Source organism: Brevibacillus massiliensis, from assembly GCF_000311785.1.
Taxonomy (GTDB): domain Bacteria; phylum Bacillota; class Bacilli; order Brevibacillales; family Brevibacillaceae; genus Brevibacillus_C; species Brevibacillus_C massiliensis.
In genome coordinates this window covers 237,042-249,491 of sequence record NZ_HE978539.1, presented here as the reverse complement: position 1 = coordinate 249,491, position 12,450 = coordinate 237,042, and the positions used below count along the sequence as shown (strand labels likewise).

Annotated in this window: 10 protein-coding genes and 1 pseudogene; 1 reads left to right on the top strand and 10 read right to left on the bottom strand. The window is 57.5% G+C overall.

The window, feature by feature from the left end; all coding sequences use genetic code 11:
* Positions 1–27 precede the first annotated feature (27 nt).
* The 8 genes and pseudogenes from HGBM_RS12045 to HGBM_RS12010 all read right to left on the bottom strand — a co-directional run bounded on the left by HGBM_RS12045 (position 28) and on the right by HGBM_RS12010 (position 8,517).
* Positions 28–1,278 (bottom strand): ABC transporter substrate-binding protein, encoded by a 1,251-nt coding sequence (locus HGBM_RS12045; RefSeq protein ID WP_019121358.1) that lies wholly within the window; start codon positions 1,276–1,278, stop codon positions 28–30.
* 53 nt (positions 1,279–1,331) lie between these two features.
* Positions 1,332–2,090 (bottom strand): SDR family NAD(P)-dependent oxidoreductase, encoded by a 759-nt coding sequence (locus HGBM_RS12040; protein ID WP_019121357.1) that lies wholly within the window; start codon positions 2,088–2,090, stop codon positions 1,332–1,334.
* A 10-nt stretch (positions 2,091–2,100) separates the two neighbouring features.
* Positions 2,101–3,252 carry an iron-containing alcohol dehydrogenase gene (locus HGBM_RS12035; RefSeq protein WP_019121356.1) on the bottom strand — a complete coding sequence of 384 codons (1,152 nt, stop codon included), beginning with the start codon at positions 3,250–3,252 and terminating at the stop codon, positions 2,101–2,103.
* A gap of 13 nt (positions 3,253–3,265) precedes the next feature.
* On the bottom strand, positions 3,266–4,342 hold the full coding sequence (locus HGBM_RS29565) for a thiamine pyrophosphate-binding protein (RefSeq protein WP_245552955.1): 1,077 nt from the start codon (positions 4,340–4,342) through the stop codon (positions 3,266–3,268).
* A gap of 313 nt (positions 4,343–4,655) precedes the next feature.
* Positions 4,656–4,979, bottom strand: a pseudogene (locus HGBM_RS32250) (thiamine pyrophosphate-binding protein); the annotation flags it as partial.
* Between the two features lies 1 nt (position 4,980).
* Entirely contained in the window at positions 4,981–5,835 is an 855-nt protein-coding gene (locus HGBM_RS12020; protein WP_245552953.1) for a 3-hydroxyacyl-CoA dehydrogenase family protein, read from the bottom strand.
* A 5-nt stretch (positions 5,836–5,840) separates the two neighbouring features.
* Complete coding sequence (locus tag HGBM_RS12015; protein WP_019121353.1) at positions 5,841–6,971, bottom strand: acyl-CoA dehydrogenase family protein; 1,131 nt, start codon at positions 6,969–6,971, stop codon at positions 5,841–5,843.
* 139 nt (positions 6,972–7,110) lie between these two features.
* On the bottom strand, positions 7,111–8,517 hold the full coding sequence (locus HGBM_RS12010) for a sigma-54 interaction domain-containing protein (RefSeq protein ID WP_019121352.1): 1,407 nt from the start codon (positions 8,515–8,517) through the stop codon (positions 7,111–7,113).
* A 114-nt stretch (positions 8,518–8,631) separates the two neighbouring features.
* Between HGBM_RS12010 and HGBM_RS12005 the strand changes: the two genes are divergently transcribed.
* The gene (locus HGBM_RS12005) at positions 8,632–10,119 is read left to right on the top strand and encodes a long-chain-fatty-acid--CoA ligase (protein ID WP_019121351.1); all 1,488 of its coding nucleotides are present in this window, start codon (positions 8,632–8,634) and stop codon (positions 10,117–10,119) included.
* Positions 10,120–10,180: 61 nt separating this feature from the next.
* On the opposite strand, the gene mtnA is transcribed toward HGBM_RS12005, so the two are convergent.
* Positions 10,181–11,224, bottom strand: a complete 1,044-nt coding sequence (gene mtnA / locus HGBM_RS12000; protein ID WP_019121350.1) for an S-methyl-5-thioribose-1-phosphate isomerase — start codon at positions 11,222–11,224, stop codon at positions 10,181–10,183.
* Positions 11,221–12,447, bottom strand: coding sequence for an S-methyl-5-thioribose kinase (gene mtnK / locus HGBM_RS11995; protein ID WP_019121349.1), 1,227 nt, complete (start codon positions 12,445–12,447; stop codon positions 11,221–11,223). Before mtnK ends, mtnA begins: the two co-directional genes overlap by 4 nt.
* Positions 12,448–12,450 lie beyond the last annotated feature (3 nt).

Genomic DNA, 12,450 nt, shown 5'->3' with positions numbered 1-12,450 from the left:
CCAAACCCCCTCCCTTGCATCCTTGTCTTATTGTCTTTCGCTCCATTTCGGCATCGGCAGCGTCACATCTTTCAGCGCCGCTCCCTTCGGCCAGACGACGACCAGCTTCCCGTCGATCCACTGGTGGACGTACGGCTGCCCCAGCTTGTTTTGGCCCTTCTCGTCAAACTGGATGCCCCAGCCGGTCGCCGATTTTCCCGGCTCCAGCTTGTAATTCATCGCAGCCTCGCGAAGCTTGTCCGGATCGATATCGCCCACCTGGTCAATCACGTCCAGGAGCACATTGGTCCCCATGAAGTTGGCCAGCGAGTGGCCGGAGCGAGGCTCTTCCCCATAGGTGTCCTTGTACAGCTTGACAAAGTCGTCCAGTCCGGGCGTGTACTCCTTGTTGATCTCGTACTGCGGAAAGTCCACGTTTAAGATGCCGTCGACATCCTTGCCCAGCGCTTTCTGGAAGTCGCTCATCGTATGTCCGCCGCCCGTTCCAATGAAGACGGGAACATCCAGGCCCAGCTCTTTGGCCTGCCGCCAGAACAGGATGGCGTCATTGAGGTAGGACACGCCGATCAATACGTCCGGCTTCGCCTCTTTGACGTTGAGAACGACAGAAGACAGATCGACCGACTTCAAATTGTACGGCTGGATGGTGGCCAGCTTCAAGTTGGCTTCCTCGGCGTACTTTTTGACAAATTCGGCCACTGTCGTACCGTACAGGGAGTCTTCATGCACGATCCCGATCCGCAGATCGGATGGATTCTTCCCCAGCTTCTCGGCTACAACATCTTTGATGTAATCAATTTCGATCTTGGAGAAGTGGGAGGCGGGCGGATTTGTCCGAATGACGTACTTGTATCCCCTCTCGGTCACCTGGTCGGAGACAGCCCCCAGTTCCCAGTAAAGCACGCCGTTTCGCTCCGTCACTTCGCTGGCGGCGAACGAGATCGAGCTTGAGTAGGACCCCAGGATCAGTTTGACGCCTTTTTGGGTGATGAGCCGGTCCGCTTCGGCCTGCGCCGCATTCGCGTCAGGCGCATCCGTTTTGACCAACTCCACTGTTTTCCCCCCGGCTACACCGCCGTTCTGGTTGCGAAGCTTGACGGCCAGCTCGGCTCCGCGGTAGCTTTCGTCGCCAAGCAGGGCCGAGGAACCGGTCAACGGGTAAAGAGCGCCAATTTGCAGGACTTCCTTCTCCCCGCCGCCACCTGCAGCGGGACTGCCTGAACAAGCAGTTGTCAAGGCGATCAAACCTGTAAGCAAGAACGACAGCCATCTTTTCACCAATGATCCCTCCTCGTATAGTATTTCTTGAAGGCAGGTACGAGCCGAGCTGTTTAGGCGCTGAGCCATCCGCCGTCCACATAAATGGTCTGTCCCGTTATGTAGTCGGATGCAGCCGACGCCAAAAAGATCGCCGCTCCCGCCAGATCGCGATCTTCTCCCGTTCTCCCCAAGGGAATTCTCGAGAGGATCCAGTCTCTTCTCTGCTCGTCGCGAAACACCGGCTCAGTCAGCCGCGTTTTGAAATAGCCCGGGCCGATCGCATTTACCCGAATGCCGTCCCTGGCGAATTCAACTGCCATAGCTTTCGTTAGCTGGGAAACTCCCCCCTTGCTGGCACCGTAAGCCGCCATATCCCGCAAACCGATTTCACTCGTCAGCGAGGCGATGTTGATAATCCGTCCTTGCTGCACCCTCTGCATGTAGGGAATGACGATCTGGCTGGCCGCCAGCACGCTCCGCAAATTGACGTCCATGACATACTCCCAATCATCCCCGGATATCTCCAAAAAAGGTTTGCGGACGTTGACTCCGGCGGCATTCACCAAGATGTCCAGCTTCCCCTGTTCCCTGACCAGCCGGTCCACAAACTGCCTTAGCGCTTCACTGTCACGCAAGTCCAACGCCTGGCAAAACGGCTTGCGGGAAAACTCCGCGATTCTTTGGCAGACTTCCGCGAGCTCGCCGCCGGTCCGGCTGACGACGGCCACGTCCGCTCCGGCTTCGGCCAAGGCGAGGGCGATGCCCCTGCCCAAGCCTCTGCCGCCCCCTGTCACCAACGCCGTCTTCCCCGATAAATCAAACAGTCTCATGCCCCATCCCTCACAATGCTTGTTCGTAAAGCAAAATCAGATCGTCCTGCGACACCTTGCGGGGATTGATCGGAATATTCCCGCTTTTCATCGCATCCCGCGCCATGTCCCGAATTCTGCCGCGGTCCAGTTGAAAATCGGAAAACCGAGCGGGAATCCCGATGTCCCTGGACAGTTTTCGCACCGCCTCGACAGCTTTTCCGGCCTTTTCCATCAAGGTGAGACCCGCCGTGTTCTCCCCCATGTCTTCGGCGATATCGGCAAACAGCTCCGGAACGGCAAGCGCGTTGTACTCCATCACGTGGGGGATCAAGATGGAGTTGGCTACACCGTGCGGCACCCCGAACATCGCGCTGACCGGGTGACTCATCGCGTGGCATACGCCTAAGCGGGTGTTGCTGAAGGCGAGTCCCGCCAGCAAGCTGCCCATCAGCATTTTATCCCGGGCCGCCAGCTGATCGCCGCTGTACACCGCCTGGCGCAAATGGCCGCTGATCAGCCGGATCGCTTCCCGGGCCAGCGCCTTGGACAGCGGATAGGCCATTTTTGAGGTGTAGGATTCGATGGCGTGGACCAAGGCGTCCAATCCCGTCGAAGCGGTGATCTGCTTCGGCATCGATACCGTCATGAGCGGATCGACCAGCGCCCAGCGCGGCGCCAATTTATACCCGCCGACAGTCAGCTTGTACTGCCTGTCGACGTCGGTAATGACGGTAAAAATGGTTACCTCGCTTGCCGTCCCGGCCGTAGTGGGGATGGCAATCAGCGGAAGGATCGGTTGGGCGAACGTGTCGATGCCTTCGTAATCGACAATGCTGCCCCCGTTGACAGCCAGCAAGCCTACGGCCTTGGCGACGTCGATGGCGCTGCCGCCGCCGATCGCCACCAGGACTTCCGCTTTTACCTCCTGCAGCGCGGCCAGTGCCCGCTCACAGGTAACCACTGAAGGATTCGGCTCCACTTCGGCATATACGGCGTACACAAGCCCCTCCAACTGCCGCTCCACATCCCGCAGCAGACCGGCTGCGACAATCCCCGGGTCGGTAATCACCAGGATCCGCTTAAACCCTTGCCGGTCCAGGATCGGCCGCAGCTGCCCGGCCGCTTCAAAGCCGTAGATGATCTCCGTCGGATTTTTAAAACTGGAAAGGGGAAATTGCATCGTCACCAGCCTCCTACATGTACTTTACCGGCGCGTTTTGTCTTCGCCCGATCGCCTCGCGGAACCCCAGGACCGGCGTCTCCCAGAGAGTTGTATCCACATGGATGACTGTGGACACCGTCGCTTTCCTCGCTTCCGCCAATGCTTCGGCCAGCTGCTTTTTGCCCTTCACCCGAAAGCCCCGCAGGCCGAAGCCCGCACTTACCTTGGCGAAATCGACTGCCGGCAAATCGAAGTACTCCTTGTCGTAGTTCAACTTGTTCAGCCATTCCATCCAGCCCCAATTCCGGTTGTCGAGAACGAGGATATTGACTTTTAGACCGTACGCCTGCAGCGTCGCCAATTCTCCGACGGTGTAGGCAAAGCCTCCGTCGCCGGCAAGCAGGTACACCTCACCGCGCGTGCCGGCCGCAGCGGCGCCGATCGCCGCCGGCAGTCCAAAGCCCAGACCGGCAAGCCCCCGCGGCGTAAGCAGCCTCCTGCCCGCCGCTTTGTGCTTGAAGTAGACGGCGCCCCAACCGCTGGAGAAACTCGCGTCACATACCAGAATGTCGTCCGGCTGGGCTATCTGGTTGAGCGCGTCCAGCACCTGCTGCGGCTTTAGCCACTCCGATTCGGCCGATATCTCGGCCTGCACGTACTCTTCCCAGTTCTTTTTGGCTGCGGCGATCCATTCCTGCCGCTCCGGATACTCGCGATGCAAGGGCTTTTCAGCGGCCAACTGCAGCATTTTGGCCAGTGTCGCTTTGGCATCGCCGACAAGCCCTACATCGGCCTGGAACACCCTGCCGATTTCCGCCTCGTCAATGTCCAGGTGAATCACGGTTTGCTGGGAGGTCGGGATCTGCCAGGTAAAGGTCGTGTTCTGGCCCGACTTGAACCCGACGAGGAAGACGACATCCGCTTCTTCCGCCAGCTGCTTGGCGGACAAGGTGCCGATCCCGCCGGCCATGCCGATCCCCAGGGGATGGTCGTCGGGGATCACCCCTCTGCCTGTAAACGTTTGCAAAACCGGGATTGTCAAGGCTTCGGCCAGAGCCGTAACTTCCGCTTCCGCCCGGGACAGCATCGCCCCTCCGCCGACAATCATCACCGGCTTCTCGGCTGCTGTCAGAACAGACAGTGCCAGCTCGATTTGGGCGTCCTCCGCCGATGGTCGATGCCGAGGAAAAAACGGCGAGATTGTCCGGCATATCCGGCACGTCCCCGCTCCACGCTTCTTTAAACACGTCCTCGTGAATCGACAGCGCCACCGGACCCGGCCGTCCCGATACCGCTTTGATAAAGGCATTCCGGATCATGTCCGGCAGTGCCTTTTGGCTGGTGATTCTCCCTGTCCATTTGGTAAAAGGCTTTACCATCTCAAGCTGGTAAAAGCCCTGCGAGGCGTTTCCGCGGTCCCGAAGGTGCTCCCACTCCAACGGCAGATCGCTGAACAGGGCAAAAACCGGCGTCGAGGAATTGAAGGCTTCTCCCAGCCCGGCGGTAAACTCGGCCGCTCCGGGTCCGACTGTCGCATCGCAGACCCCGACCCGGTTGGTCAATCTGGCATACGCGACTGCGGCATACGCAGCGTTTTTTTCCGCCCGCATCACGATGTGGCGAACCTTTCCCTTGGTGTTGTGGATGCCGTCGTAAAGCGGGAGCGTCTGCCCTCCCGGCACCCCGAACACGGTGTCAGCCTTCATCTGCAGCAACATCTGTACCAACGCATCTCCTACATGCATCTCAATCCCCTCCGTCGTCTGCATAAGAGTAAAAGCCTTTGCCCGTTTTCACGCCCAACTCCCCGGCTTCGACCATGTTCCTGAGCAGGGGGCACGGGCGGTATTTGGGATCGCCAAATCCCTCGTACAGGGCCTCCATGGCCGCCAATGCCACATCCAGCCCGGCCATGTCGAGCGTCCTCAAAGGTCCCATTTTGTGGCCATACCCATTGACAAAACCCTGATCGATATCCTCCGGCGTCCCCACTCCCTCCATCAGGGCGTAGCAGGCCTCATTCACCATCGGCAGCCATATCCGGTTCATGAGAAATCCGGGGTAATCTTTTTGGGCGATAATGACCCGCTTCCCCAGCTTTTCTCCGATCGCCGCCGCCCTCTCAACCGTCGCCTTTGCCGTCTTGCGTCCTTTGACTACCTCCAGAAGCGGCATCATCGGGACTGGACTGAAAAAGTGCATGCCTACGACATTCTCCGGCCGGTTGGTGACGGCACCGATCGCCGTAATCGACAGGCAGGAGGTGTTGCTGGCCAGCAGGGCTCCCGCCGCAGCCGATTCATCCAGCTGTTTGAACACGCGCTGTTTCAACGCAAGGTTTTCCGGAACCGCTTCGATGATCAGGTCCGCTTCCGAGATGCCGGCCCAGTCAGTCTGATACCCGATCCGCTCCTTTACCGCCGACGCATCGGCCAGCTTTCCCTTCCTTTCAAGGCGATGCAGCGAATCGCTGATTTTCTCCCTCGTTTTGGCCAAAGCCTCCTGGCTGACGTCTGCGACTGTCACTTCCATTTCTGCCTGCGCGGCTGTCTGAGCGATTCCCGAACCCATCAGACCGCCGCCGATCACAAAGCATTTCACCTGTCTCACCTGCCCAATATTTCCTTTGCTATGATCAACCGCTGAATCTGATTGGTTCCCTCGTAGATTTGCGTTATCTTGGCATCCCGCATCATCCGCTCCACCGGGTAGTCCCGCATGTAGCCATTCCCCCCCAAAATCTGGACGGCGTCAGTCGTCACCTTCATCGCCATGTCGGAAGCGAACAGTTTTGCCATGGAAGCTGCCTGGACGACTTCCCGGGAGCCGCTGTCCAACAGCTCGGCTGTGTAGTAGACGAGTCTGCGGGCCGCTTCGATCTGTGTTGCCATATCGGCCAGCATAAACCGGATGCCCTGGAAGCTGGCGATTTCCCTGTTGAACTGGACCCGCCCTTTCGCATACCGGACCGCCACTTCAAACGCCCCTTGGGCGATGCCCAACGCTTGGGCCGCCACTCCCGGCCTGGTGTGATTCAGCGACTTCATCAAGACCTTAAAGCCGCCCCCTTCCGCTCCCAGCATCTGCGAGCGGTGAACGCGCACGTTGTCGAGGATGACTTCCCTGGTGACCGAGCCCCTGATGCCCATCTTTTCTTCCTTGCGCCCAAAAGAAAGACCGGACGTTCCCTCATCGACGATAAACAGCGTAATTCCCAAGTTCTTTTTGGATGTGTCTACGGTTGTCACAAAGATGTAGACGCCTGCTTCTCCTCCGTTCGTGATAAAAACTTTCCGGCCGTTTAAGATGTAGAAATCCCCTTCTCTGATCGCCCTGGTTGAGATCGAAGCCGTATCAGAACCGGCCCCCGCTTCCGTAATGCCGAAAGCCCCAAGGAAATCCCCCTTTGCCAGCGGTATCACGTACTTTTTCTTCTGTTCCTCCGTCCCCGCGATCAACAAGGGAGCAATCGCCAGAGCTTGTGTGGTCAAAAGGACAGATGTAGCCGCACATGAGCGGGCCACTTCTTCAATCGTGATCAGGTGACTGAGCGAGGAACCTCCGGAACCGCCGTAAACCTCCGGGACGTTGACCCCAAACAACCCGTGTTCGGCCAACAACCGCACGTGCGACTTGGGCATCTCTTCGGTCCTGTCTATTTCCTGGGCCATAGGGAGAAATTGATCCTCGGATAATGTACGGACAAAACTCCGTATCATCGAGATTTCTTCTTGCATGATTGGCCTCCTTTCCTTCACTTGCAGGTATAGCAAGTGCCGTGCCAAAAAGAAAAAGACCGGATGTTCCGGTCAGGCAGCAAAGGGGATTGCAAAACATCATCATTTTGTGATGTGTTTTTACAACATGTATGCAGTTTTACATCACTTCTCGCTTCATCCGGTACTTCTGCATCTTGCGGATCAGGGTTGATTGATCGATTTGCAAAGCTTTGGCTGCCTGGCGGACGCTGGGAAACTGGCTCAGGGACTGTCTGATGATGACTCTCTCCCACTCTTCCAGCTGCTCCTTTAACGACTGGCCCTGCTGTACGGTTTGCGGCGGCCGGTGACTGGCGGAACGTCTGGCCGGTCCGATTTTCACTTCGCTTTCGATGTCCTGCAGGTTAATCAAGGGCTTGTTGATCATCAAGCTGATTCGCTCCACGAGGTTTTGCAGTTCCCGCACATTGCCCGGCCAATCGTACTCCCGCAAGCTTTCCAGGGCGTCGCGGGAAAACATGCGGTTGACGCCGTAGGTATGTTTGATATTGCGCAGAAAATGGTAGACGAGCGGAATGATATCGTCCCTTCTCTCTCTGAGCGGCGGGACGACGATCGGGATAATGTTCAGGCGGTAATACAGGTCCTCGCGAAACTTGCCCTGGGCAACCAGCTCGTCCAAATTCCGATTGGTTGCGGCGATGATTCTCACGTCTATCTTGACCGGCTTGACCCCGCCTACCCTCGTAATTTCATACTCCTGCAGGACGCGAAGCAGCTTGACCTGGAGCTGCTGGGGCATGTCGCCTATTTCGTCGAGAAACAGCGTCCCCGCGGAAGCGATCTCAAACAGACCCGGCTTCCCTGTTTTGCTGGCTCCCGTAAAGGAACCCGATTCGTAGCCGAACAGCTCCGATTCCAGCAGCTGCTCCGGGATGGCCCCGCAGTTGATCCTGACGAGCGGCTTGTCACTGCGATTGCTGTACTGATGGATGAGGTTGACGATCCCCTCTTTTCCTACCCCGGATTCCCCTTGTATCAGCACGACGGAATTGACCTGGGCCACCCGCATCGCCCGCTCCATCACTTCCTTTGTCTTCGGATCGTGTGCGACGATGGCCTTTCTCGCATCCTGTTTTTCCTTTAATTCTTCCAGTTCGCGGTTCACCCGTTGATTTTGCTCTTCCAGCTCCAAAATTTCTTTTTCCAATTGATTAAGTGTCGTCAGGTCGCGAATATTGCACACGACCTTTTTGATCTCCCCGCTTGCATCTCTGATCGGCACGCCCGATACGAGTACTTTTTTACCGGTGATGAAGTTCTGAATGATCGTCATCGGCTTCTTTTCACGCAAGACGCGAAAAGTGACTGATTTGTCAATGACCCCCTCGTCGATCAGTTCTTGCAGATTTCGCCCTACACAATCTTGTGCCCGCAGACCGGTAAGTTGTTCGTAAGCGGGGTTCTGGAAGAGAATCACTCCATCGGCGTCACAGATGACGATCCCGTCAAAAGAGTAGTGAATGATCTGCGTAAGCTCATCCAGGACGAAGTCATAAGCCATTTTGTTCCCCTCCATTCACGTCCGTTCAATAAATGACAGAATTGTTGTTATTAACTGAATATTGTAATATTAAAATATCACAATTTGAAAGAAAAATGAATGGGGGGTCAATTTATGTCGGCGAGATTGGATCAGATGATCAGAAGGCACGCTGTCCAAAACCCGGAACAGCTGGCCCTGGGCACCGAGCGCGGAACCTGGACCTATCGGAAATTGGATCACCTGCTTGACAGGCTGGCGCAAGCGTTTGTCGGCTGGGGCATCTCTCCCGGCGACCGGATCGCCATTGTCCTGATGAACCGGGAGGAATTTGTCCTGACGTACTTCGCCTGTATGCGGGCAGGAGCTATCTCTGTCCCCGTCAATCCTGTGCTGTCCGCCCGGGAATTGCAGCTGATCCTCTCCGATTGCGCACCTAGGATTGTCGTCTCCAGCCATCCTTTTCTCGAAAAGCTGGAACAGGTAGAGTGGAAGGAGGCTCCGCTTCTGCTCAACGCGGACGATCCCGAATCTTTTGCCGCGTTTATAGCAGACGGTAAAGACGGGCCCCTCCAACTGCCTGCGGACGTCGAAGAGTCGACGATCATCTACACCTCGGGAACCACCGGGCTGCCCAAGGGAGCGCTGCTGACGCACGGGAATCTGTACAGCAATGCGCAGGCATTCGCCGAGGCGCTGGAGATGAGCGCTCAGGAAAAAACCTTAATCGTCGCGCCTGTGTTTCACACGGCGGCGCAAACCTGCTGTCTGAATGCGACTGTATACAGCGGCGGTTACAATTACCTGCTGGAGAGATGGGAATCAAGCCAGAAGACCTTGCAGACGATGGAGCAGGAAAAGATCAGCTTCTTCTTCGGGCCGCCGACGATGTACACGTACATGCTGCAGGATCCGCAGATCAAAGAATACGATCTCAGCCTCCGCCTCGCCTTTACCGGTGCAGCCCCCTTGCCGGTAGAGGTGTTTGCCAAATGGAAGGAGCTGCTTGGTTTTGAAATCGTCGAGGGGTACGGTTTATCGGAAACCTCCCCGGTCGTCACGATCAACCCGCCCTTCGGCCGAAAAAAGCCGGGCAGCATCGGCACCCCCATCCGCGACGTCCAGGTCCGGATCTGCTATGAAAGCGAGCAAGACGATGCCGACGGCGTGGGCGAACTCATCGTAAAAGGCCCAAACGTCATGAAGGAATACTGGAACAAGCCGGAAGAGTCCGCGAAGGCACTGCGGGAAGGATGGCTCCACACGGGCGATATGGCCCGAATGGACGAGGACGGCTACTTTTACATCGTCGACCGCAAGAAAGACATGATCAACCGCGCCGGCTTCAAAATCTATCCGCGGGAGCTGGAAGAGGTCATCTACCAGCATCCGTCCGTGTTGGAGGTGGCGGTGGTCGGCATCCCCGACCCGGTCAGAGGCGAAGAGGTAAAAGCGTTCATCACGCTAAAACAGGATCAGCCCGCTCCCACTTTGGAAGAGCTGCATTCATTCTGCGAGGGAAAGCTGGCTTCCTACAAGTTTCCCAGAATGCTTGAGGTGCTCGACCAGATGCCTAAAACCGTCAGCGGCAAGATCCTCAAAACCAGTCTGAGAGGACAGTAAGCCGGTTTCACTTGAAAAAGCCCCATGTCCTCCGCAGCGCGGAACATGGGGCGCTCGCTTTTTATTTTCGCAGGCCGGCCAACTCTTCCGGTTTGTAGATCCCGGTCTCGGTCACGATCGCCGTGATCAGCCTGGCCGGGGTGACGTCAAAGGAGGGATTGTACACCTTGATCCCATCCGGTGCCACCTGCTTGCCAAGCCCGTGGGTAATCTCTTCGGCCGGCCGCTCCTCGATCGGGATTTCCGCACCGGTCGGCGTATCCAGATCGATCGAAGAAAACGGAGCCGCGACGTAAAAGGGAATGCCGTGGGCATGGGCCAATACCGCTACGCCGTACGTCCCGATCTTGTTGGCGACATCGCCGTTGGCCGCCACCCGGTCCGTTCCGACGACGACCGCCTGCACCCTTCCCTGGGCCATCACGGTTGCCGCCATGTTGTCGCAGATCAGCGTCACATCGATACCCGCACGCTGCAGTTCGTAGGCGGTCAGGCGCGATCCCTGCAGGACGGGACGCGTCTCGTCCGCGTACACCCGCAAATTCCAGCCCCGCTCCTTCGCCAGGTAAAACGGAGCCGTCGCCGTGCCGTAGGCGGCTGTCGCCAGCGAACCGGCATTGCAGTGGGTCAGGACCCCGGTCCCGTCCTGCAGCAAGGTCAGCAAGTTTTCACCGATCGCGCGGCAGACGCGCTCGTCCTCTTCCTGAATCGCCAGCGCCTCCGCAAGGACAGCCTGCTTTATCTCCTCGATCGGCTGGCCCTCCTCCTGCCTGACCCGTGCCTTTACCCGGTCTAAAGCCCAGAACAGGTTGACCGCCGTCGGCCGGGAGGAGGCCAGATAGTCGGCTTGCTCTTCGACATGCCGCCAAAAATCGGCAAAGTTCCCGGCCGTGCTCTCCCTGACGCCAAGGTAGAGTCCGTAAGCCGCAGCCATGCCAATGGCAGGCGCGCCGCGCACCTGCAGGTGGCGAATCGCCTCCCAAACCTGCTGTACCGTAGTCTGCCGCAAATAGACCTCTTCGACCGGCAAACGGGTCTGATCAAGCAGTCGGAGATGGTCCCCCGCCCATTCCAACGGCACCAAACGTTTGGCTTCGCTGCTCATAAGACTGCCTCCTGTCCAAATTCTGCCGTCACCCGGCATGCGAGGTCGCTGATGTCAGTGCTGCCTTTTAACGAGCGGCGCTCCAGGATCAGAGCCTGCCCGATCGCCAGCGCCAACCGCTCTGCATCGGCGCGTGCCGCATCGTCCTGAATGCTGTTCAGGTCGGCTACCCCGGCCAACCCGATCACCCGGCGAAGCATCTTGCAGCCGGCGTATCCTGCGCTGTCAGCCAGGAGGTTGACCACGTACTCCTGCCAGAATCCGTCTACATGGGCACTGCGCTCTTTTGCCTGGCGATGCCAGAGCTGCACAAATTGCGAGATGAATTCTTCCCAGACGTTTTCCACTGTCTCCAAGAGGTATTTCCGGTACTCCTTGCGCTGGTCCGGATCGCTTTGCAGTCCGGACTGGGCGGCGAAGTTGAGCAGCAGATTGGCGATCACGGCGCCGATGTCAAAGCCGATCGGCCCGTAGTAGGCAAATTCCGGATCGATCACCTTCGTACTCGTTTCCGTGACGAAAATGCTGCCCGTGTGCAGATCGCCGTGCAGCAGCGCCTCCGCCTTCGTCAAAAAGCCGTACTTCAGATGGGCAATCTCCCGCTTTAGTTCCGCATGGTTCCAGATCGCTTCCACTTCCCTGCGAATCAGCGGGTTAAAGTTGTTGGTCGGAGCGTCTTCGTAAGGATCGGTGAAGACCAAATCCTCTGTGATTTTGCACAATTCCGGATTGATAAACTTCCCTACCAGCGCTTTTTTCTCGAACGGATCACAGCCCAGATCGGAAGTAAAAAACAGCGTATGGGCCATAAAGCGGCCGATGTGCTTGGCAAAGAGCGGATAGCGGTTGCCCGCGATCAGCCCCTGGCGCATGATCACGTGGTCGCTCAAATCCTCCATCACCGTCAGCGCCAGCTCGCTGTCGTAGTGATAGACCAGCGGAACCAGCCCGGGTGCCAGCTTTTGCTGAATCCTCAAAGCTTCGCTCTCGATCCGGGACCGATCGAGGGTAAGCGGCCAGGATTCGCCGACGACCCGTGCGTAAGGCAGCGCTTGCTTGACGATGACACTCTTATCCGCTCGTTCATCGCGGATGTGAAATACCAGGTTCAGGTTGCCGTCGCCAATCTCACGGCTTGTCAATGCGGCATCCCGATCAAACAGGTCAGGCAATTTCCTGACGTATTCAACGGCTTCTTGTTCAGACAACGGACGATAAGCCATATC

Coding starts and splice junctions, on each gene's coding strand:
- HGBM_RS12040 (WP_019121357.1), bottom strand. CDS start 2,090: ATGAGACTGTTTGATTTATCGGGGAAGACGGCGTTGGTGACAGGGGGC.
- HGBM_RS12035 (WP_019121356.1), bottom strand. CDS start 3,252: ATGCAATTTCCCCTTTCCAGTTTTAAAAATCCGACGGAGATCATCTAC.
- HGBM_RS29565 (WP_245552955.1), bottom strand. CDS start 4,342: ATGATTGTCGGCGGAGGGGCGATGCTGTCCCGGGCGGAAGCGGAAGTT.
- HGBM_RS12015 (WP_019121353.1), bottom strand. CDS start 6,971: ATGCAAGAAGAAATCTCGATGATACGGAGTTTTGTCCGTACATTATCC.
- HGBM_RS12010 (WP_019121352.1), bottom strand. CDS start 8,517: ATGGCTTATGACTTCGTCCTGGATGAGCTTACGCAGATCATTCACTAC.
- HGBM_RS12005 (WP_019121351.1), top strand. CDS start 8,632: ATGTCGGCGAGATTGGATCAGATGATCAGAAGGCACGCTGTCCAAAAC.
- mtnA (WP_019121350.1), bottom strand. CDS start 11,224: ATGAGCAGCGAAGCCAAACGTTTGGTGCCGTTGGAATGGGCGGGGGAC.
- mtnK (WP_019121349.1), bottom strand. CDS start 12,447: ATGGCTTATCGTCCGTTGTCTGAACAAGAAGCCGTTGAATACGTCAGG.